Source organism: Streptomyces pactum (genome assembly GCF_016031615.1).
Classification (GTDB): Bacteria; Actinomycetota; Actinomycetes; order Streptomycetales; family Streptomycetaceae; genus Streptomyces; species Streptomyces pactus.
In genome coordinates, this window is record NZ_JACYXC010000001.1 from 3113923 (window position 1) to 3134103 (window position 20181).

Annotated in this window: 19 protein-coding genes; 2 read left to right on the forward strand and 17 right to left on the reverse strand. The window is 73.5% G+C overall.

Annotated features, from left to right (window positions below):
- Positions 1-648 precede the first annotated feature (648 nt).
- Positions 649-1641, forward strand: a complete 993-nt coding sequence (locus IHE55_RS12225; RefSeq protein WP_197989057.1) for a zinc-binding dehydrogenase — start codon at positions 649-651, stop codon at positions 1639-1641.
- Between the two features lie 341 nt (positions 1642-1982).
- On the opposite strand, the gene IHE55_RS12230 is transcribed toward IHE55_RS12225, so the two are convergent.
- From IHE55_RS12230 to IHE55_RS12285, 12 genes are all read right to left on the reverse strand, one after another.
- Positions 1983-3083, reverse strand: coding sequence for an aminopeptidase P family protein (locus IHE55_RS12230; RefSeq protein ID WP_197989058.1), 1101 nt, complete (start codon positions 3081-3083; stop codon positions 1983-1985).
- A gap of 399 nt (positions 3084-3482) precedes the next feature.
- Positions 3483-5069 (reverse strand): MFS transporter, encoded by a 1587-nt coding sequence (locus IHE55_RS12235; RefSeq protein ID WP_197989059.1) that lies wholly within the window; start codon positions 5067-5069, stop codon positions 3483-3485.
- A complete protein-coding gene (locus IHE55_RS12240) occupies positions 5069-6616 on the reverse strand; it encodes a flavin-containing monooxygenase (protein ID WP_307826625.1) in 1548 nt (515 codons plus the stop codon). Before IHE55_RS12240 ends, IHE55_RS12235 begins: the two co-directional genes overlap by 1 nt.
- Positions 6617-6802: 186 nt before the next feature.
- Positions 6803-7750, reverse strand: a complete 948-nt coding sequence (locus IHE55_RS12245; RefSeq protein ID WP_197989061.1) for an FAD-dependent oxidoreductase — start codon at positions 7748-7750, stop codon at positions 6803-6805.
- 509 nt (positions 7751-8259) lie between these two features.
- On the reverse strand, positions 8260-8469 hold the full coding sequence (locus IHE55_RS12250) for a hypothetical protein (RefSeq protein WP_197989062.1): 210 nt from the start codon (positions 8467-8469) through the stop codon (positions 8260-8262).
- Between the two features lie 176 nt (positions 8470-8645).
- Complete coding sequence (locus IHE55_RS12255; RefSeq protein WP_197989063.1) at positions 8646-10334, reverse strand: phytoene desaturase family protein; 1689 nt, start codon at positions 10332-10334, stop codon at positions 8646-8648.
- Positions 10335-10372: 38 nt separating this feature from the next.
- Complete coding sequence (locus IHE55_RS12260; protein WP_197989064.1) at positions 10373-10900, reverse strand: hypothetical protein; 528 nt, start codon at positions 10898-10900, stop codon at positions 10373-10375.
- A 187-nt stretch (positions 10901-11087) separates the two neighbouring features.
- Positions 11088-11579, reverse strand: a complete 492-nt coding sequence (locus IHE55_RS12265; RefSeq protein ID WP_197989065.1) for a 3-hydroxyacyl-ACP dehydratase FabZ family protein — start codon at positions 11577-11579, stop codon at positions 11088-11090.
- Positions 11576-11995, reverse strand: a complete 420-nt coding sequence (locus IHE55_RS12270) for a 3-hydroxyacyl-ACP dehydratase FabZ family protein (protein ID WP_197989066.1) — start codon at positions 11993-11995, stop codon at positions 11576-11578. The genes IHE55_RS12265 and IHE55_RS12270 overlap by 4 nt, the downstream gene beginning before the upstream one ends.
- Positions 11995-12237 carry an acyl carrier protein gene (locus IHE55_RS12275; protein WP_197989067.1) on the reverse strand — a complete coding sequence of 81 codons (243 nt, stop codon included), beginning with the start codon at positions 12235-12237 and terminating at the stop codon, positions 11995-11997. Before IHE55_RS12275 ends, IHE55_RS12270 begins: the two co-directional genes overlap by 1 nt.
- A 182-nt stretch (positions 12238-12419) precedes the next feature.
- Positions 12420-13523 carry a beta-ketoacyl synthase N-terminal-like domain-containing protein gene (locus IHE55_RS12280; protein ID WP_197989068.1) on the reverse strand — a complete coding sequence of 368 codons (1104 nt, stop codon included), beginning with the start codon at positions 13521-13523 and terminating at the stop codon, positions 12420-12422.
- Positions 13520-14752, reverse strand: a complete 1233-nt coding sequence (locus IHE55_RS12285) for a beta-ketoacyl-[acyl-carrier-protein] synthase family protein (RefSeq protein WP_197989069.1) — start codon at positions 14750-14752, stop codon at positions 13520-13522. The genes IHE55_RS12280 and IHE55_RS12285 overlap by 4 nt, the downstream gene beginning before the upstream one ends.
- Positions 14753-15010: 258 nt before the next feature.
- On the opposite strand from IHE55_RS12285, the gene IHE55_RS12290 reads away from it, so the two are divergent.
- A complete protein-coding gene (locus tag IHE55_RS12290) occupies positions 15011-16456 on the forward strand; it encodes an aminotransferase class I/II-fold pyridoxal phosphate-dependent enzyme (RefSeq protein WP_197989070.1) in 1446 nt (481 codons plus the stop codon).
- 272 nt (positions 16457-16728) lie between these two features.
- Here IHE55_RS12290 and IHE55_RS12295 read toward each other — a convergent pair whose 3' ends face one another.
- The 5 genes from IHE55_RS12295 to IHE55_RS12315 all read right to left on the reverse strand — a co-directional run bounded on the left by IHE55_RS12295 (position 16729) and on the right by IHE55_RS12315 (position 20166).
- A complete protein-coding gene (locus IHE55_RS12295; protein ID WP_197989071.1) occupies positions 16729-17706 on the reverse strand; it encodes a beta-ketoacyl synthase N-terminal-like domain-containing protein in 978 nt (325 codons plus the stop codon).
- 2 nt (positions 17707-17708) lie between these two features.
- Positions 17709-18911: a beta-ketoacyl-[acyl-carrier-protein] synthase family protein gene (locus IHE55_RS12300; protein ID WP_197989072.1), complete on the reverse strand. Its 1203-nt coding sequence runs from the start codon at positions 18909-18911 to the stop codon at positions 17709-17711.
- A gap of 97 nt (positions 18912-19008) precedes the next feature.
- Positions 19009-19506 (reverse strand): 3-hydroxyacyl-ACP dehydratase FabZ family protein, encoded by a 498-nt coding sequence (locus IHE55_RS12305; protein ID WP_197989073.1) that lies wholly within the window; start codon positions 19504-19506, stop codon positions 19009-19011.
- A complete protein-coding gene (locus IHE55_RS12310) occupies positions 19493-19918 on the reverse strand; it encodes a 3-hydroxyacyl-ACP dehydratase FabZ family protein (RefSeq protein WP_197989074.1) in 426 nt (141 codons plus the stop codon). Before IHE55_RS12310 ends, IHE55_RS12305 begins: the two co-directional genes overlap by 14 nt.
- Complete coding sequence (locus tag IHE55_RS12315; RefSeq protein WP_197989075.1) at positions 19915-20166, reverse strand: acyl carrier protein; 252 nt, start codon at positions 20164-20166, stop codon at positions 19915-19917. Before IHE55_RS12315 ends, IHE55_RS12310 begins: the two co-directional genes overlap by 4 nt.
- Positions 20167-20181: the final 15 nt, after the last annotated feature.

The window sequence follows — 20181 nt, forward strand, 5'->3', positions numbered from 1 at the left end:
GACGGCCATGATCCGCCGGCTCCCCGCCCCGCGCCGGCACACGCCGACCGGAAAGCCGGCGCACAGCGGGGAGCCGGCGCCGGCCCGCCGGGCGCCCCGGCGGCGCGCGGCACCCGGCCGGCACCCCGTCGACCGGCCGGCCCGTGACCGTGACCGGCCGACCGGGCCACGCCTCGCGGCGGCCGGCCGCCCGTACGGCTGACGACCGGTCCCGGCCGGACCCCGACCGGCTCCGGCCGGACCGGGGTACCCGAGGCATCCGGGACATCCGGGCCCGGCACGTACCGCGGCCGGCACGACCTCCGGGACGCCTCGGGACCCCGAGCGGGCTCAGGGGACGCCTAGCGGACTCAGGGGACCCCGAGTGGGCTCAGGGAACCCGAGCGGACTCGAGGGCCCAGAGTTGACCCGGGGACTCCGGGCAGTCCCGAGGGCCCCTACCGGAGAGACCCCTACGGGGCCGGCGGGCCGCGAGCCGGCCCCCGGCCGGGGCGGCCCCCGGAGGGGGCGGGCCCCGCTCGCCCTCTCCCTGCGGCCCCCCCCACCGCGTACCGCCGCACCACCGCCTCGTCACACGCACTCCTTCCCCCGCCACATCGCCACCCGCCGCGGGCCCTTCCGCGGCGACCGTCCAACAGGAGCTGATCCGTGTACGCCATCCGACTCCACGCCTTCGGCCCGGCCGAGAACCTCGTGTACGAGCAGGTCGACGACCCCGAACCGGCCCCCGGCCAGGTACGGGTCGCGGTCACCGCGGCCGGGGTCCACCTGCTCGACACCACGCTGCGGCTGGGCGACCCCAACGGCCCGTACCCGCCGCCGCCGCTGCCGACCATCCCCGGCCGGGAGGTCGCCGGCACCGTCGAGGCCGTCGGCGAGGGGGTGGACGAGACGTGGCTGGGCCGGCGGGTGGTGGCCCACCTGGGCATGGCACCCGGTGGTTACGCGGAGAAGGCGGTGGTCGCCGCCGAACGGCTGCACGCGCTCCCGGACTCGCTGCGCGAGGACCACGCCATCGCCATGATCGGCACCGGCCGCACCACCATGGCGATGCTGCGCTTCGCCGGACTGACCGGGGACGACACGGTGGTGGTGACCGCGGCGGCCGGTGGCATCGGCTCGCTGCTGGTGCAGTACGCCAAGGGCATCGGGGCGACCGTGATCGCGCTGGCCGGCGGCCCGGCCAAGACCGAGCGCGCCCGCGAGCTGGGCGCCGACCACGCCTTCGACTACTCCGCCGACGGCTGGGTGGAGCACGCCCGGACCGCCCTCGGCGGCCCGGTGGGCACCGTCGTGCTGGACTCCGTCGGCGGTGAACTCGCCACGGGTGCGCTGGACCTGCTCGCCCGCGGCGGCCGTCACCTGGTCCTCGGCTGGTCCTCCGGGGCCCCGCTGGAACTGACCGAGGAGGAGCAGGCCGTCCGCGGCATCGTCTCCCGGCCGGTCCTGGGCGGACCCGAGTGGCGCCCGCTGCTCACCGACCCGGCCAAGCTGCGGGAGCTGGAGGAGGAAGCCCTGGCCGAGGCGACCGCCGGCCGCCTGGTGCCCGCGGTCCACCCGTTCCCGCTCGCCGAGGCGGCGGCGGCCCACCGCGCCCTGGAGTCCCGGGGCACCATGGGCAAGGTCGTCCTGGTGCCCTGAGCCCCGCCGGGCGCCCGGTGCCCCACCGGGCGCCCTGCCCTTCACCGGTTCGGCGCCCGGCGTCCCGCTCGGACCCGTCGCCCGGCCGGTGGCCTGGCCCTCGGCGGACCTCCTGAGCCCGGCGGCCGTCCCGCCCCCGGCGGATGTCCTGAGCTTCACCCGAGCGGACCGGCTCGGAGGGCTCGGAGCGGTCCGGCCCGGGGAGGTCGGCGCGCGGGAACGGGCGTACGCCGGTGCGCGGCGCGCGGAACGGGCGGACACCGGGCGTACGCCTGGGGTCGACCGCCGAACGGGCGGACGCCGGGCGGTCCGGCCGGCCGCACCGGCGCCCGGGCGGACCGTCAGGCGACGACGCGCAGGCCGCGGTCGGTGGTGTTCAGCCGCCGGCCGCCCGTCTCGGTGCAGGTCACGATGTCCTCGATGCGGACCCCGAACCGGCCCGGCAGGTAGATGCCCGGCTCGATGGAGAAGCACATGCCCGGCACCAGCGGCAGGTGTTCGCCCTCGACCAGGTAGGGCGGTTCGTGGGTGGTGACGCCGATGCCGTGGCCGGTGCGGTGGATGAAGTACTCCCCGTACCCGGCCTCGGTGATCACCGCGCGGGCGACCCGGTCGATGTCCTGGCACGCGGCCCCGGGGCGTACCGCCTCGAACGCGGCCTGCTGGGCCTCCCGTACCACCGCGTGGACCTTCCGCTCCTCCGCGGTGGGCTCCCCCACGTGCACGGTCCGGGTGGTGTCCGAGCCGTAGCCGTCCTTCAGTCCCCCGAAGTCCAGGACCACCATGTCGCCGTCCTCGATGACCCGGTCACCGGCCTCGTGGTGCGGGTTGGCCCCGTTCGGGCCGGAGCCGACGATGGTGAAGTCCACCTGGCTGTGGCCGTGCTCGATGAGGAGGTCACGCAGGTCGGCGGCGACCTCCCGCTCCCGGCGCCCCGCGAAGCGCACCTCGGTGATCCTCTCGAACGTGGCGTCGGCGGCGGCCCCGGCGGCGGCCAGCAGCTCCACCTCGGCGGCGTCCTTCACGGCGCGGAGCATGGGCAGCGACTCGCTGAACGCGCTGTAGGTGGTGTCCGGCAGGGTGCGCTGGAGGCCCAGCAGGTGCATCGCCCAGGCGCTGTCGGAGATGCCGAACCGGCCGCCGCCCGGCAGCAGTCCGGCGAGCGCGAGATAGGGGTCGCTGCCGTCCGACCAGCCGGACACCTCCACCGCAGAGGTGCCGGCCGCGCCCTCGGCGTCCGGCCGTTCCAGGATGGGTACGAGCAGCCTGGGCGCACGGCCGGGGACCAGGACCAGTGCGGTCAGCCGCTCGGTGGGCACGGGCAGGTACCCGCAGAGGTGGGTCAGGTCCGGGCCCGGGGTGACGATCAGCCCGGTCAGCCCGGCGTCGGCCGCCGCGCGGGTGGCCCGGTTCATGCGCTCCGCATAGTCCACGAGGATCATGCGGCCAGCATCGCGCAGCGGCGGCCCGCACGCGACAGGAAAACCCGGGTCCGGAATCCCCGGCGGCCCGTACCGACGGCATCCGCCAGGCAGCCCCGATGGCCCACACCGAGGGCTCCCGCCAGCCGTCCCCGGGCCCCGGACCCACGACCGGGCGGTACCCCGTCCGCACCCGGCCCCCGCCGGGGCCGCGTCCCCAACTGCCGGTCAGGGACCGTGTCCGTCCCGCACCCCGTCCGCCGGGGTGCGTCGAACGACCGGAGCCCGGTCCCCTCACGAGGGAACCGGGCTCCGGGGCGCACGCGCTCTCACCCGTACGCACTCCCACCGCGACCGCGCGTCACACACGCCCGCACGCGTCACACGCATCCGCATACCGCGCGGCGCGCGCGCACGCGCTCACGCGCCCGTCGGCTCCGCCTCGGCCGCCGTGCGCTCGGCCTCGACCTGCGCCGCGGTGCGCACCCGCCGCAGCAGCGCGAAGCTGAGCAGTGCCAGCACCAGCACCGTGGCGCTGCACACCACCGCGATGGTGGACAGCCCCTCGGTGAAGGACTCGAAGGCGGGGGTGGTCAGGGCCTCCGCCTCCTTCGGGCCCAGTTCCTCGGCGACGGCCACCGCGCCGGGCAGGGTGTCGCCCGCGACCTCGGCGGCCTCCTCGGGCAGCCCGGCCGGCATGGTGTCGTCCATCTCGTTGCGGTAGACCGCCGAGCCGATGCTGCCGAGCACCGCGATGCCCAGCGAGATGCCGAACTCCATGCTGGTCTCCGACATCGCGGCGGCCGACCCGGACTTCTCCGGCGGCGCGGCGCCCACCACCAGGTCGGTGCCGAGGGCGAAGACCGGGCCCAGGCCGGCGAACATCACCACCATGGCCCACACCAGGGTGGTGCGGCCGCCGTCCGCCTCGACCTGGCTGAGCATGTAGTACCCGGCGGCCGACATCAGCAGGCCCGCGCCGAGCAGGTACCCGGGACGTATCCAGCGGATCAGCTCCGGTGCCGCGCCGGCGGTGACGATCATCGCGCCCGCCGAGGGCAGCAGCCACAGCCCCGCCTTGAACGGCGACAGGTCCTCGATCAGCTGGAGGTACTGGGAGATGAACAGGTAGCACCCGCCCACCACGCCGACGCCGAAGAGCAGCACCACCAGGGCGGCGCTGAACCCCCGGTCGGAGAACATCCGGATGTCCAGCAGCGGCTCGGTGAGCCTCCGCTGCCGCAGCACGAACGCCACGCCCAGCGCCAGGCCGCCCACCAGGGCGACCGCCGGCAGCGGGGCGGTGCCGTCCTCCGCCATCTCCTTGATGCCCCAGATCACCGGGATCACCGCGCCCAGCGACAGCGCGACGCTGAGCAGGTCGATGCGGTGCCGGGCGGTGCCCCGGTACTCCGGCAGCAGCACCGGGGCGGCGATCAGCAGGATGCCCATCACCGGCACCGCCAGCAGGAAGACCGAGCCCCACCAGAACCACTCCAGCAGCAGCCCGCCGATGAGCGGACCGATGGCGATGCCGGAGGAGAAACAGGCCGCCCAGATGCCGATCGCGGTGGCCCGCTGCTTGGCGTCCTGGAACATGTTGCTGATCAGCGACAGCGTGGACGGCATCAGCGTGGCGCCGAACACGCCGAGCAGCGCCCGGCTGACGATCAGCATCTCCGGGCTGGTCGAGTACGCCGCCATGACCGAGGCACCGGCGAAACCGGTGGCGCCGATCATTAGCAGCCGGCGGCGGCCGATCCGGTCACCGATGGTGCCCATGGTGATCAGGAAGCCGGCGATGAGGAAGCCGAAGACGTCGATGATCCACAGGATCTCGGTGCCGGACGGCTTCAGGTCGGTGCCCAGGTGCGGCAGCGCGAGGTAGAGGACCGTGACGTCGAGGGAGAGCAGGATGGTGGGCAGGGCCAGCACGGCCAGGCCCAGCCACTCGCGCAGCCCCGCCCGAGGGGCGGGGCCGGCCGCGGCGGTCGGCGCCGTCTCCATCAGGAGATCCCCTCCGCGGGGACGCGGGCCGGCGCCTGCCGCGCGGTGGCCGTGCCGACCTGGTACTTGTCCAGCTCGAAGCGGCTGGCCCGGCGGCGGAACCGCCAGGAACGCTGCGACCAGTTGGTCACCACGCGCCCGTACTCGTTGCGGTACCAGTTGCTGCAGCCGCTCACCCACACCGACTTGGCGAGCTGGCCCTGGATCTCGTCGTCGAACTTCTTCCACACGTCGTGGCGGATGGAGACGAACGATCCGGCCGGCAGCTCACGGATGCGCTCCACCGCCTGCTTGATGTACGGGAACTGGCTCTCCAGCATGAAGAGCACCGAACCGCTGCCCAGGTCGGTGTTGGGGCCGTAGACCACGAACATGTTGGGGAAGTTGGGCACCGCCATGCCCAGGTAGGCGTGCGCGCCCTCCTTCCACTGCTCGGCCAGCACCGTGCCGCCGGCGCCGGTGATCTTCATGTGGCCGAAGATGTCGAAGGTCTTGAAACCGGTGCCGTAGATGATCGCGTCGACCTCGTGCTCCACCCCGTCGGCGGTGCGCACGCCCTTGGCGGTGATCTCCTCGATGCGGTCGGTCACCACCTCGACGTTGGGCTGGGTGAGCGCCGGGTAGTACTTGCTGCTGAACAGCACGCGCTTGCAGCCGAATTCGTAGTCCGGGGTGAGCTTGGCCCGCAGCACCGGGTCCTTGACCTGCTTCTTCAGGTGGCGCAGGCTCATCGACTTCACCACCGAGCGGGCCTTCAGCCAGCGGGTGAGGAACTGCTGGCCGATCTCCATCACGTACCAGAACAGGAAGCGGTCCAGCTTCATCAGCGGCCGGGCCCGCTTGATGCGGTGCCGGCCCTCCTCGTAGCTGAAGTTGTGGTACGGCATGATGTACGGCGCGGAGCGCTGGAAGAGCGTGAGCTTCCCGGCCTGCTTCTGCACGTGCGGCACGAACTGCAGGGCGCTGGCCCCGGTGCCGATCACCGCGACCCGCTTGCCCTCCAGCGGCACGTCGTGGTTCCACCGCGAGGAGTGCCAGGCGGGGCCCTGGAAGTTGTCCCGGCCCGGTATGGAGGGCAGGTTGGGGCGGGCCAGGGTGCCGACCGCGGGGATGAAGACGTCGGCGATGTGCTCCTCGCCCGCCTCGGTCATCACCGACCAGTCGCCGGTCTCCTCGCGGAACGTCGCGGAGACGACCTTGGAGTGGAACCGCACATGCTCCATCAGCCCGTACTGTTCCGCGACCCCGCGGATGTAGGACTGGATTTCCGCCTGGCCCGAGTAACGCATGGTCCAGTTGTGCTTGGTCTTGAACGAGTTGTACGAGTAGAGCGTGGAGGGGACGTCGCAGGCCGCGCCGGGATAGTTGTTGTCGCGCCACACGCCACCGACATCGTGGCCCTGCTCAAGGATCACCAGATTGTTTATGCCGGTCTGCTTGAGGTGCACGGCCAAACCGATTCCCCCGAGGCCGGTACCGACGATGACGACTTTCGGGGACCGATTCCCCCGGGTGTCGGCGGACATTTGCACTCCGTTTCTCTGCATCACGGGATCGTCCGATCACCGGATCGCGCGTTCACGGTTCTGAAATCCGCGCGGATTCCCGCGCGGACACGGGGTGCGGCGCGTCCGCCTCGCCACTCAGGTGCGGCGCCGTCACCTCACCCTCGGGGAGGACGCGGGCCCGGCCACCGCGCGGTGTGCCGCGGCGGGCCGGGCCGCGCGGTGGGGTCACTCGCCGGGCTGCGCGACCAGTTCCGCGACGTCGTGCGCGGTGCCCCAGGACTGGCTGACGCCGAACGGGCCGTGGCCGTAGGCGTGGATCACGCGGCTGCCGCCGAGCGTCTCGGTGTCCAGCCGGGCGGTCTCCCGGCCCGCGCGCAGACCCACGTTGTAGCCCAGGACCTCGGCGTCCTTCAGCCGCGGCTCGGCCTTGGCGCAGCGCTCCAGGATGCCCCGGGCGTCGTCCGGGTCCGGCTCCAGGTTCCAGTTGCCCTGCTGCGAGACGCCGGCCAGCAGCACCTTGTCGTGGTGCGGGAAGAAGCCCGTCCAGGTGGGCGTCTGGATGCCCTCCATGAACCAGTAGTCGATGCCCGGGTTGCGGACGATGACGTGCTGGCCCCGGATGGGCTCCACGCCCTCGTCACCGGCGAGGTGACGGGCCCCGACGCCGGTGCAGTTGACCACGGTCGGCGCGGCGTCGGTCGCCTCGGTGAGCTTCTCGATCCGCTTGCGCTCGATGGTGACGCCGGCCGCGGTGAGCCGGTCGGTCAGGTGGGCGAGGTACCGGGGGATGTCGATCATCGGAACCGTGGACCACCAGCCCAGGGTCATGCCGTCGGGCAGCTCCTCCTGCGGGCACACCTCGACCTCGGGCATGAATTCCAGCCATGGCTGGGGCCCGTCCCAGATGTCGGTGACGGCGAGGCCGCGCTCCAGGTGCACACCGGTTTCCGTGGAGTTCCGGGAGAGCTTGGAGAACTCCTCGAAACTGGCGAGGCTCCACCGTTCCTCGCGCTCGCCGAATCCCGGCATCCACAATCCGCTGGCCGCGGCGGACGTGGACTCCAGCGGCAGCAACTCGGCCCACACCCGCACATTGTGTCCGGCCTCGGCGAGCCGGACGGCGGTGGTCAGTCCGATGACTCCGGCACCAAGTACCAATACCTCTTGCGTCATGCGGCCGATGCTAGCGACGGGCACTGGTCTGTCCCTTTTGCTGGGTACCGGAATGTCAGCAACCTGCCTCGCCGGCAATGGCCCGCACGGCCGCCGTGGCAGCCGCCAGCCGGAGCGCGTGAATGGATCAAGACCCGGTCCGGGATCTGGCAGAAAGCTGTCACCGGGCCGCCATCCGGAACGCGGCCCGGAAACGCCGTTCTTTTTCCGCCGACAGAAGCACCGCCCGGCCGGAATTCGCGCCCGCCGCGCCTCCGCGACCGCGTGTTCGGCCGTGCCGCCGGGCCGCCGCGCCACCGGGCCGCCGTGGCAGCACGCGGATCCGCCACCGCGTGTACGGCCGCGCCACCGGGCCACCGGGCCGCCGTGGCACGCGCCCCGGCGGCCGCGGGTGTCACCGCGCCGCCCAGCCCCCGCCGGCCGCGCCCCCGTGCCGCCGCGAGCCCCCCGCAGAGCCCCCCGCCGGCCGGTGCCGCCGCGTCCCGTGGTGCCGCGGTGCGCCGGCGTCCTCAGCCGCAGCCGCCCGCGTGGCCCTGGTCCATGCCGCGGACCATGGTGAGCGAACGGACGTAGACGCCCAGCAGGCTGGCGAAGTGGTCCGCCTCCGTTGCCGGTTCCTCCCAGGGGCCCGGCCACCGCTCGCCGGGCCCGGCCGCCCGGTCCGGGGCCGTCTCCCGCTCGGTACCGGCCCGCGGACCGGTCGTGGTCTTGGTACACATCCTGGCGCCTCCCTCACATCCTCGGCTCGCCGGTGCGTCACCGGCAGGAGGGGAGGCCCGGGTCCCGCCCCGGTCCTCCCCTCCGACGGCTGTCCGGCGCGCGCGCCCGGCCGGCGGGCGGCCCGGGGGTGGTGGCACCCCGGGCCCGCCCCGCCCGCACCGGGCGCGGGCGGCGGTCAGCCCATCCGGGCCAGGCCGCGGGCGGTGCGGCGGGCCTGGCCGCGCGAGACCACCACCGGGTCCCAGTCCTCACCGCGCGCCGGCAGCAGCGACGGGTCGCCGACCACCGCGCCGTTGTGCACCTCGTTGAGCAGCGGGCGGCCCAGGATCTGCGCGGCGGCGGCGATGCCGCCGACCATCACCCCGGTGATGCCGCTGCCGTACCGGGTGGACTGCCCCACCATGTACAGCCCCTCGACGCTGGTGCCGGCGTCCGGCTTGGTGCCGGCCCGTCCCCAGGTGGCGAGCCCGAACGGGGTGCCGCCGGTGGAGCGGGTGTACCGCTCCTGGGTGAGCGGGGTGGCCAGCTCGCAGTGGACGATGGAGTCCCGGAAGGGCCCCAGCACCCGCTCGGCGGAGGTGAGCATCGCCTCGGTGAAGCGCTCCTTCTCCGCCTGGTACGCCTCCAGGCGCCGGTACCGGGTGCCGTCGGCCGGGCCGGTCTCCACCCCCCAGGGGGCGTAGGTCGGCGGGCAGAGCGTCATCAGCTGGAAGTTGCTGTGGCCGGGCGGGCAGGTGTGCGGGTTCGTCGGGTCCTTCAGCGAACCGAAGGAGATGAAGAGGAACTTCACCTCGTCGGGCTGCTCGCCGGCGGCCAGCGACCGGTAGTAGGCGTCGATGTCGTCGGTGTCGTACCACCAGACGTTCGCCTCGTTGCGGTCCTCCAGCTTGCGGTCCAGCGCCACGTAGAGGGTGACGAACGGCAGGCCCATCTGCGCGTTCTCGGTGTTGCGGATGATCGACTTGCCCAGGTGGTCGGGGCCGACCAGGTCCAGCACGGTGCGCCGGTAGTCGGCGTTGGACACCACCAGCGGCGCGTCGTACTCGGTGCCGTCGGTCAGCACCACCCCGCGCACCTTCTTGTCCTCCACCTTGATCCGGCTGACCAGGCTGCGGGTGCGCAGCTCGCCGCCGTTGGCCTCCAGCACCTCCACCAGGGTGGCCGCCAGCATCTGGCCGCCGCCGGCCGGGAAGTAGGCGCCGCGGATGTAGTGGTCGGTGACGATGGCGTGGATGGAGACGGTCGCCTGGTCCGGGCCCACGCCGTAGTTCGGCGACTGGGCCGCCAGCACGGTCCGGGCGCCGGGGGACAGCTCGCAGTGGTCGAACAGCTCGGTCAGCGACTTGCGGCCCCACGCCTGGGTGGTCGGGGTGCTGGCGATGATCTCCGGCACCGTGACGCCGGCCGGCGCGAGCAGGGTGTTGCGCTGCTCCTCGCCCATCGCCTCGATGATGTCGCAGAAGGTGTCCAGGCCCGCGGCGTCCTCCGGCAGCGCCTTGCGCAGCCGGGCGCGGTACTCGGCCCAGTCGGCCGGCACGTCCACCCGGACCCCGCCGGGCAGCTCGATCTTGTCGAAGCAGTCCGGGTCCAGCTCCAGGAACCGCACCCGGTCCCGCACCCCCAGGCCGCCCAGGATGGCGGGCACGATGCCGTCCTCGCCGCAGTCGCCGACGTAGTGCACGCCGACGTCGAACTCGTACGCCCGGCGGCGCCGGAAGACGTGGCTGTTGCCACCGGCGATGTCGTGCTGCTCCAGCAGCAGGACCCGCCGTCCGGCCGCCGCGAGATAGGCCGCGGAGGTCAGACCGCCCAGCCCCGCGCCGACGACGATGGCGTCCCACTGCTCGGGTGCGCTGTCGGTCATCTCCACTCCACCTGTCTGATGCACGTCCACGGTCTCGGTCATGAGGCGTGCCGTTCCTGTTCGTGACGCTTCTTGATGGCGCGCAGCCATTCCTTGCGGGTGTAGCCGCTGGGCAGCCGGACGAAAAGCCAGTAGAGGCGGAACAGCGCCCCGGTCCCGCCGCTGGTCGCCGCCGTCCGGGTGTGCGTGATCAGCTCGCCGTCGGCGTAGTGGAAGTTCCAGGCGATCCGCACGTGGCCCTTGGTGTCGAAGGCCCGGAACGCCTCCAGCGGCGGCTTGCCCGGGTCCAGCGGCACCGGCTTGCCGAACGGCAGCGACAGCACCGTGCCGAAGGTGAGCTCCCGCTCGTCGGCGCGCAGTTCCTGGAACCCGATCTGCCGGCAGATCTCCGGGAGCACCTCGGTGTCCAGCAGGTCCTTCTTGACGCCCAGCAGCCGCCGGGAGTTGGGCACCTCGCGCCAGGTCACCTCGCGGGCGGCCTTCAGCACGCTCTCGGCGGTCCCCTCGATGCGGATGCGGTGCAGTTCCTGGCCGTGGTGGCGGGGCAGAAGCTCTTGGACGAACATGTGATCTCCCTCGTGGTGCTGTGCGTGGGGCCCGGCCGCGGCCGCCGCCCCGGCCCCGTTCCCCGGCACCGGCCGCCGGGGCGCCCGGCGGCCGGCCGTGCCGCCCGGGGCGCGGGCCCCGGCTCACCGGTGCCGCCGGCCGCCGGTGTACCGGCCGGCCGCTCGGGTGCGCCGGCCGGCGGTCGGTCTACGGAAGCGGGTCGGCCGCCAGGACCTCGGCGGGCCTGCGGACCACCACGCCGTGCCTGGCGCTGAGCACCACCTCGTCCCCCACCCGGCTCTCGCCGGTGAGGATCATCGCCTCGTCGTGCGTCTGCTTGATCCGGACGTGGTGCTCCAGGGTCTCCCCGGGCAGCACCGGGCGGCCGAACCGGACCCCGGTGTAGGAGCCCAGCATCGGCACCCCGGCGCGCAGCACGTCACACCCGTCGCCCCGCCAGGTCGCCATCACCAGGACCGCGCACGCCTGGTTGAACGACTCCAGCAGCACCGCGTGCGGGTAGGCGTGGTGCTCCGCGGACGCCTCGGCGACGCCCGGCCGGTGGTACCAGCGCTCGTCCCGGCTCACCGCCCTGGTGACCACCGCGCGCTCGCCGGGCACCAGCTCCACCACCCGGTCCACCAGCAGCATGGTGGCCCTGTGCGGCAGCAGGTCGGCCGGCTCGGGTACCGCGGTCATGCCTGCTCCTGCCACTCGTAGGCCAGCCGTACGCGGGCGCTGGGGCCGCGCTCGGACCGCAGCGCCGCCCGGCAGCGCCACCGGTCGCCGGCCGGCTCCCACTCGACCTCGACGGTCACCGTGTCCCCGGGGAACACCGGGTCGAAGAAGCGCGCCGCCTCCACCTCGTCCAGCCGCGGCACCGGCAGCGCCGAGGCCAGGGCCGAGGCCACCGCGGTGCGGTGCGCGCACTCGATGAGGCACACCCCCGGGAGGATCGGGAACCCCGGGTAGTGGCCGTCGAACGCGGGCTCGTCCGCGCCGAGGTGGACGGTGGCGGTGCTGCGCCCCGGCCGCCCGTCCACCGGCTCGTCCGCGATGAGCTGGACCTCGCCGAACACCGAGCGGCACGTCGGGTCGGTGCTCAGGGTGTCCATCAGCCCAGCCGGGTCTGGAGCAGGTCGTAGACGTCCTGGAAGGTGCCGAACGAGCGCAGCTCCTCCTCGGTGAGCTTGACGCCGTAGTTCTCCTCCACCTGGACCATGACCTCCAGCGACATCAGGGAGTCCACGCCCAGCTCGTCGGTGAAGTTCGCGGTGTCGGTGACCTTGTCGGCCGGCACGTCGAGCGCCTCCGCGACGACCTTGCGCAGCTCTTCCTTCTCCAGCGTTGCCGCCATCTGTGGTGTCCTCTCATCGGTACTTCGGGTGGTGCCGCACCCCGTCGGTGCGGCGGGTGGTGCCCCCGGCGCCGGGATGTCCGGCGCCGGGTCGTGCTGAGGTGTCCCAGGGGGTGGTGCGTGCCGGCCGACGGGCCGGCGGCACGCCTGCCGCGGGCCGGCCGCCGCCGGGTCCCGGTGCGTCAGGCGGCCGGGCCGGTGCCCAGCATCCGCAGCACCGCGCAGCCGACCGTGCCACCGGGGTCCACCGCGGTGACCAGGGCGAGCCGGCCGGCCGCGGCCGGGTCGGACTCGGCGAGCGCGAGCAGCGAGACCAGCTGGAAGGAGGCGGCCGCGGCCGAGGTGTCGCCGATCAGCGGGGCGCAGGTCACCCGGCGCGGCGCGGCGCCGCCCAGCGCCTGGGCGAGCCCGGCGCGCTCCCCCTCGCCCAGCGGGCCGGCGGCACCGCCGGGGGCCACCGCCCACACCTGGTCCGGGGCGGCGTCCGCGGCCTCCAGGGCGCGGCGCACACAGCCGGCGAGCACCTCGGCGGGGCCCGCCTGGTCGTCGTGCACGCCGAACTCCACGGCGAGGACCTCGGCCAGGCCGGGACGCTCGTCGCCGCCGGCGCCGGCCGGCTCGATGAAGACCATCGCGCAGCCCTCGCCGAGCACCGCGCGCTCGTCGCCGTCCGGGCGGGCGTGGTGCTGGAGCCAGGCGCGGGCGGCGGTGTACTCCTCGGCGCCGCCGCACAGCACCGAGCCGGCGCGGCCGGTGCGGTGCAGCCGGCGGGCGTAGTTCAGCGCGTGCAGCCCTGCCGCCCGGCCGCCGCCGATGGTGGCGTTGGGGCCCTTGAGCTGGTAGCGGATGGCGCAGGCGCCGGCCGCGCAGTTCATCACCGTGTTGGGGAAGCGCGCCGGGTCCACCAGGTAGGGGCGGGCCTCGGTGAGCGAGCTGCGGGTGAAGTCCATCATGCTCTGGGCGCTGCCGGTGGTGGTGCCCAGCACGATGGCCCGCCGCGGGTGCGGGCCGGCCTCGTCGGCCAGGCCCGGGGTGGTGCGGAGCAGCTCGCCGACGGTGGCCGCGGCCAGCGCGGTGACCCGGTCCATGGAACGGGTCCCCTTCTTGCCCAGCACCTCGCGGGCGTCGAAGCCGGGCACGGTGAACGCGCCGGCGTCCGGGCCGGCCGGCTCGCCGGGGGCCGCCGGGGCGTCGGCCAGCAGGCCGTCGCGGAAGACCTTCCGGCCGATCCCGAAGGGCGACACGGCCGCCCAGGCCGTGATGGTGGGCGCGGTGCTGCTGCTCACTGGTAGCTCCCGAAGATGACCACGGAGTTGTTGCCGCCGAAGGCGAGGCCGTTGTTCTGCACGATGCGCAGATCGGCCTCGACCGCCTGGTTGGGCACGCAATCGACCGCGCACTCGGGGTCGGTCTCCACGTGGTTGATGGTCGGCGGGATGAAGCCTTCCTTGATGGCCAGTGCGCAGCCGATGGCGGCCAGCGCGCTGGCGGCCCCCATGGCGTGCCCGAGCATCGACTTCATCGAGATGGTGCGGGGCACCGCGTCGCCGAACACCGAGCGGATGGCGCCGACCTCGGTGGTGTCGTTGGCCTTGGTGCCGGTGCCGTGCGCGGAGATGAAGTCCACCTCCTCGGGCTTGACGCCGGCGTCGTCCAGGGCCAGCCGCATGCAGTCGGCGACGCTCTCCCCGAACGGGGCGACCTGGTGGTAGGCGTCGCAGTTGAGGCCGTAGCCGAGCACCTCGGCGTAGATCCGGGCGCCGCGGGCGAGCGCCGAGTCCAGCGACTCCAGCACCAGGATGCCCGCGCCCTCGCCGGTGAGGATGCCCTTGCGGTCCACGTCGAAGGGCTGGCACTTCTCCGGGGCGATGGTGCCCAGCCGGTAGAAGCCGGTGAAGGTCTTGCGGCACACCGCGTCGGCGCCGCCGCACAGCGCGATGTCGGCCTCACCGATGCGGATGGCGTCCAGGCCGTAGCCGATGGCGTAGTTGCCGGCCGCGCACGCGGTGGGAACGGTGACCGCCTCGGCCCGGGTGAGCCGGAACTCGCGGGCCACCGCGGTGGACAGGTGGCCGGCCGGAACCCGGCGGGCGGCGACCGCGTCCATGTGCTCGGGGCCCTGCCGCACCTCGGTCTCCACCAGGCGGTCCAGGTCGTGGGACTCGCCGTCGGTGGTGCCGACCGACACCAGGCAGCGGCCGGCGTCCAGTTCGGCGGCGGTCAGTCCGGCGTCGGCCACCGCCATCCGGGCCGCGGCGACGGAGAACTGCGTGGCCCGGCCCAGGGAGTTCACATCGAGGTTCTCGATGTGCCGCTCGGGCTCGAAACCGACGACTTCGCAGCCATTCGCGTAGTCGAATCCCTCGGTGTCGTACAGCGAAATCGGCCGCACTCCGCTGCGCCCGGCGCGCAGCCCGGCGAGGAATTCCTCGACACCGATACCGATACTGGAGACAGCACCCAGGCCGGTCAGTACGACCCTGCGTCCCTTGCCGAGCTCGTGAGGTTCTGGCACCTCAAACTCCCCCGATTGGCAGCCGCGTTCTCATAATGCGCCAGACGTTACGGCCGCCGGGCTGCCCCCCACCACTCCGGTACAACCAACTGCCAGCCCGAACAACCGATCATGACCCTGTGTAGCGGCATATTGACGCTACGTATTGAGCGGCGTCCGGTTCGGGCATCAACTTGCCAATCTGGCCCGCCATTCCGGGCGCTTGCCGCATGCGCCTATAGCTTCGATCGAACCGGACGACCACGAAGGTTAGGACCCATGACAATCGACGCAACCGGGGAGTCGCAGACCATGGCGCTGCGCACGGACGGCGTGTCCGAGCCTGTTAACGGAAACGCCCTGACCACCGCCGCCCTTGTCGATGCGGACGACTCGCCCTTTACGGTGAGCGCCGAGGCCGACGAGCGCGACAACGAGCGACTCGCCCGACTTCTCCGGCTGCTGGAGCAGCTCGGTGACGAGCAGGCCGACGAACTGCTGCGCTACGGGGACAGCCTGAAGTGGGACTTCAGCCAGTTCGCCCAGGGAATGCGCAGGTTCGGGCTGAACAAGGTTCCCTTCACCGAGGGCATGTCGGGTATCCCGGAGGTCCGCATGGACGGCCGGAACCTGGTGAATTTCGCGCCCGTGAACTTCCTGAACCTGCACAGCCGCCCCGATGTGATGGACACCTTCGTGGACGCGGCGCGGACCTACGGCCTGGCCACCGGCGGCGCCCGGATCAGCCAGGGCGTGACCCGCCCGCACATGGACATGGAGGACGAGCTCTGCCGCATCCTGGGCAAGGAGCGGGCCATCAGCTACGCCACCGGAATGGTGGCCAACGTCGGCTTCATCCACGCCATGTCGAACCGGCAGGTGTGGGCCGAGGACATGGCCATCGACTTCACCGACGTGGTGTTCGTGTTCGACCGCGACAACCACTGGAGCCTGTGGAAGGCCGCCGAGAAGCTGGAATACGGCAAGCAGCTGTTCTCCTTCCGGCACAACAACGTCGCGCACCTGGAGTCGATCCTCAAGAAGCTCCAGGGCAAGCGTGTCGTCGTGGTTTTCGAAAGTGTGTACTCGATCGACGGCTCGGTCGCCCCGATGCACGAGATCGTGGACGTCTGCGAGAAGTACGGCGCACTGTCCTACGTCGATGACGCCAATGGCTTCCTGGTCTACGGAGCGCCGCACCGGCCCTTCGCCCAGGAGTACGCGGGCATGCTCCGCTCCACGTTCATCATGGTGTCGCTGAAGAAGTCGGTCGGCCTGGAGGGCGGTATGATCGCCGGCCCCAGCGACGCGATCTGGGCGATGGAAGCCCTGGGTATGGCATCGGTGTTCACCGCGCAGGTGCAGCCGCCCACCGCGGCCACCGCCGCCTATTCCATGCGGCTGCTCACCGAGAACGAGCCGGAGATCATCGACAACTACCTGAGCAAGGTCGCCGATTTCCGGGGGATGCTGTCGGAGGAGGGATTCCAGCTCAATCCGACGCCGTCCATCATGACGTCGATCGATGTCGGCCCGGAGTCCAAGGGCATGGCCATCCGGGACGCCTTCCTGGAGCGCGGTTACCGGGTTCCGGTGTACCTGTTCCCGGCGGCCCGGCGGAATCACGCCACCCTCCGCCTCATCCTCAACGCCACGCACACGGACGAGCAGATTCTCGGGTTCATCAACCTGATGCGCGAGTTCCGCACCGAGTTCGACCTGTGAGACACCGCCGTGGGGGCGTCCGGTTCCGGCCGGCCGCCCCCACGGTCGCGTCCGCCGGCCGCGCCGGCACGCCGCGGTGGCCCGACCGGCGCGGGGAGCGGCGCGGCACGGTGGCCGGCGCGATGACAGACACGGTGACACACGCGAGGGCGGGGACCTCCCTTCGAAGGGAGGTCCCCGCCCTCGTCGTCGTTCCGCCCGCCACCCGCGCGGGGGGCGACCCGGTGGAACACCCGGACGCGGGGCCCGGCACCCGGGGCCCCGCGCGGTGCTCAGCCGGCGGCCACCACCCGGGTGACGGCCACGTTGCCGGTGCCGGTCGCGGCGACCACCAGGGTGGTGCCGGCCGGGCCGCGCAGCGCGTCCGCCACCTGAACCACCGCGCCCAGCGCGCCGGGCCCGGCCTCGGTCCGCTCCACCGTCCCGTGCCCGGCGAGCGCCGCGGCGACCGCGTCCGCCACCGGGGAGGCGTCGGCGACCAGCCGCACCCGCCCGGTCCCGGCCGCCGGGTCACCGTGCACGGTGCCCGCCAGCGCCCCGGTGAGCAGCCGCCGCGCCGCGTCCGCGCCGTCCCGCGCGGCCGCCACCGGGGAGAGGAAGAAGGAGCGGGCGCGCACCCGCCCGTACTCCCGGCCGCCGCGGCCGGCCGCCCGGCCCGCGGGCTCCATGGTGAGCACCACCGAGCCGTCCTCGGAGCGGTCCGCCTCCGGCTCGGTTGCGTCCAGCGGCCCCTCGGTGACCCCGGCCACCAGCCAGGAGGCCCGGCCCAGCGCCACCGCGCGCGCCCCGCTCTCGATCGCCTCCAGCCCGGCCACCCGCGGGGTGTGCAGCGCCAGGCTGAAGCCCTTGAGCCCGTGCTCGATGGCGAGCCGGCTGAGGAAGAGGTTCACCGAGAAGAACGGGGCACTGGTCGGCCGCAGCCCGTTCAGGCCCCGGCCGAGCACCGCCCGGTCGGTCTCGCCGTGCATCTGTGAGGCGCAGTTGTTGGAGGCGAGCGCCACCCCGCACTCCCGGCCGGCCGCCTCGTCCGGCTCCAGCCGGGCGTCGGCCAGCGCCCGCTTGGCCGCGCCCAGCGCGTACCGCGAGGACTGCGGCACGTACTTGTAGCCGGAGGGGCCCAGCTCGCCCCGGTAGTCGAACCACTCGTCCCCGTGCCGGTGCCCCTCGGGCGGCAGCACCGTCCCGATGCCGGTCACCACCAGGTCGGCGGTGCCCGGGGTCCGGCCCGGGTCCGCGTCCGCGACAGCCATCGTCAGTCCGCCCGTCGTCCGTAGCGTTCGAAGAGAAGGGAGATGTTGTGCCCGCCGAAGCCGAAGGCGTTGGTCATGGCCAGCCCGCCGGGGTCGGCGACCGGCTCGGTGGGCAGCCACACCTCGCACTCCGGGTCCAGGTCGGCCACCGGCAGGTTCCCCGGGAGCCGGCCGTGCCGGAGCATCAGCACCGCCGCCACCGCGGCCAGCGCACCGGAGGCACCGCCGGTGTGGCCCAGCAGCGCCTTGAGGCTGTACAGCGGCAGCTCGGCGGCCCGCGCGCCGAAGACCTGGTGCAGCGCCCGGCACTCGGTGGTGTCGCTGAGCTGGGTGCCGGTGGCGTGCGGGACCACGAACGACACCTCGTCCGCGCCGCGGCCGGCCTGTCGCAGCGTCTCCCGCATCGCCCGGGTGATCTCCACCGCCTCCGGGTCCGGCGCGGTGGCGTGGTACGCGTCGCAGCTCCAGCCGGAGGCGAGCAGCCGGCCCAGCGGGGCGGCGCCGCGCCGCCGGGCGTGCTCCTCGGACTCCAGGACCACGGCCGCCGCGCCCTCGCCCATGCCGGTGCCGCGCCGGTCCCGGTGGAAGGGGCGGCAGCCGTCGGGGTCGATGGCGCCCAGCCGGTTGAACCCGGCCATGGTGACCCGGGCGTACATCTCCACGCCGCCGGCGATCACCACGTCGGCCTCGCCGGCCCGGATCAGGTCGGCGCCCATGGCCAGCGCGTAGGAGCCGCCGGCGCAGGCGTTGGACAGCCCGGTGGCCGCCACCTCGGCGCCGAACTCCTCGGCCAGGGCGGCGGCGGTGGCGTAGGTGGGGGTCCAGCCGGCCGGCGGGGCCACCGTCCCGGCCCGCCAGTCCTCGACCAGGGCCGCCTCGCCGACGCCGCTGGCGATCAGCACCGCGCGCCGGCCGCCGCCGTCCGCGGCCGCGTCCAGGCCGGCCTCGGCGAGCGCCTCCCGCACCACCGCGCGGGCCGCCCGGGTGGTCCGGCCCTCGGCGCGGGCCCGGTCCGGGTCCGGCTCGGCCGGCAGCGCCCCGGCGGGCACCGACAGACAGGTGGTCAGCGGTGTCAGCTCCGGGCCGAGCTGCTCCACGGGCCGGGGCGTGACCCGTTCCCGGCGGGTCAGGCCCGCCCAGAACGTGTCCACGCCGCTGCCGTAGCAGGACAGCGCCCCCATGCCGGTGACGACTATGCCGGTCATCTTCCATCCCCTCGATACGTGGCGCGCCGGGCGGTGCGGCCGAAGGCTCCCTCGAACGGGCCCCGCGGCCGGGGCACCGGGCCCCGGCCGCCGGCCCTCAGGGCCGGTCGAGCAGGCGCGCCGGGCGGCGCACCGCCGTCATCGACCCGACGGTGAAGACGGTCCGGTCCCCGATCCGGCTCGACCCGGACAGGAACGCGGTGGTGCCGTCCTTGACCGTCTCCAGCCGTACGGTGTGCCGGATCACGTCACCGGGGAAGGCGTCCCCGTGGTAGTCGCAGCGGCGCATCCGGGCCGCGATCGGCAGCCACTCCTCGCCGCCCGGCGCCTTGGGCTCGCCGCTCAGCCACAGCAGCGCGGCGGACTGCCCGAAGGACTCCATGATCAGCGTCCGGGGCAGCGCCCAGGCCCGGGCCGGGGCGTCGGCGGCCACCCCCGCGAAGCAGGGCTCGCCGCCGCTCACCACCTTCTCGGTGACGATCTCCACGCCCGGCTCCAGCGAGACCACCCGGTCCACCTGCACCATCGGGTGCCGCACCGGCAGCAGGTCCAGAATCCACCCGTACCGGGTGTGGCCGGTGTCAGGCGCCGGCATCCTCGTCCCCCTCCCGCGGCACCGCCGCGCACTCCACGGACAGCTCGGCGGCCGCTTCGCCCGCGCAGCTGACCCGGGCCCGCGCCGTCCAGATGCCGTCCCCCGCGGGGGAGACGGTGATCTCGAAGACGGCCTCGTCACCGGCGAGCAGCGGGCGCGCGAACCGCGCCTGCCGCACCCCGGCCAGCTCGGCCCACCGGCCGTGGGACCGCTCGCAGGCGAGCCCCACGGCCTGGCGCACCGTCTCCACCAGGAAGACGGCCGGGTACACGATGTGTCCGGGGAAGTGCCCGGGCATGTACGGGTCGTCCGCGCACACCTTCTTGCGCGCGGTGACGAGCAGGTCGGGCCCGTCCTCGCGCACCTCCAGCGCATCGACCGCGTCCAGCGGCCGGGCCACCCGGACGCTCATGCCGCTTCCGACACCTTCCGCTGCATCAGCTCGTGCACGTCGCGCAGCCGGGTGATGTCGGTCATCTCGTGCGACTCGATACGGATCTGGAACTTCCGCTCCAGCGCCACCGCCAGCTCCAGCGCCAGCAGCGAGTCCACGCCCAGGTCCTCCATGAAGTGGGCGTCCTCGGTCACCGAATCCGCGGTGACGTCGAGGACCTCGGCGACCAGCTCACGCAGGTCGTCGATCTCGATCGTGGTAGCCATAGCGAAGGCTCCTCG

Excerpts from the sequence above, each read along its gene's own strand:
- IHE55_RS12230 (WP_197989058.1), bottom strand. The coding sequence starts at position 3,083 with ATGATCCTCGTGGACTATGCGGAGCGCATGAACCGGGCCACCCGCGCG.
- IHE55_RS12235 (WP_197989059.1), bottom strand. The coding sequence starts at position 5,069 with ATGGAGACGGCGCCGACCGCCGCGGCCGGCCCCGCCCCTCGGGCGGGG.
- IHE55_RS12240 (WP_307826625.1), bottom strand. The coding sequence starts at position 6,616 with ATGCAGAGAAACGGAGTGCAAATGTCCGCCGACACCCGGGGGAATCGG.
- IHE55_RS12245 (WP_197989061.1), bottom strand. The coding sequence starts at position 7,750 with ATGACGCAAGAGGTATTGGTACTTGGTGCCGGAGTCATCGGACTGACC.
- IHE55_RS12250 (WP_197989062.1), bottom strand. The coding sequence starts at position 8,469 with ATGTGTACCAAGACCACGACCGGTCCGCGGGCCGGTACCGAGCGGGAG.
- IHE55_RS12255 (WP_197989063.1), bottom strand. The coding sequence starts at position 10,334 with ATGACCGACAGCGCACCCGAGCAGTGGGACGCCATCGTCGTCGGCGCG.
- IHE55_RS12260 (WP_197989064.1), bottom strand. The coding sequence starts at position 10,900 with ATGTTCGTCCAAGAGCTTCTGCCCCGCCACCACGGCCAGGAACTGCAC.
- IHE55_RS12265 (WP_197989065.1), bottom strand. The coding sequence starts at position 11,579 with ATGACCGCGGTACCCGAGCCGGCCGACCTGCTGCCGCACAGGGCCACC.
- IHE55_RS12270 (WP_197989066.1), bottom strand. The coding sequence starts at position 11,995 with ATGGACACCCTGAGCACCGACCCGACGTGCCGCTCGGTGTTCGGCGAG.
- IHE55_RS12275 (WP_197989067.1), bottom strand. The coding sequence starts at position 12,237 with ATGGCGGCAACGCTGGAGAAGGAAGAGCTGCGCAAGGTCGTCGCGGAG.
- IHE55_RS12290 (WP_197989070.1), top strand. The coding sequence starts at position 15,011 with ATGACAATCGACGCAACCGGGGAGTCGCAGACCATGGCGCTGCGCACG.
- IHE55_RS12295 (WP_197989071.1), bottom strand. The coding sequence starts at position 17,706 with ATGGCTGTCGCGGACGCGGACCCGGGCCGGACCCCGGGCACCGCCGAC.
- IHE55_RS12300 (WP_197989072.1), bottom strand. The coding sequence starts at position 18,911 with ATGACCGGCATAGTCGTCACCGGCATGGGGGCGCTGTCCTGCTACGGC.
- IHE55_RS12305 (WP_197989073.1), bottom strand. The coding sequence starts at position 19,506 with ATGCCGGCGCCTGACACCGGCCACACCCGGTACGGGTGGATTCTGGAC.
- IHE55_RS12310 (WP_197989074.1), bottom strand. The coding sequence starts at position 19,918 with ATGAGCGTCCGGGTGGCCCGGCCGCTGGACGCGGTCGATGCGCTGGAG.
- IHE55_RS12315 (WP_197989075.1), bottom strand. The coding sequence starts at position 20,166 with ATGGCTACCACGATCGAGATCGACGACCTGCGTGAGCTGGTCGCCGAG.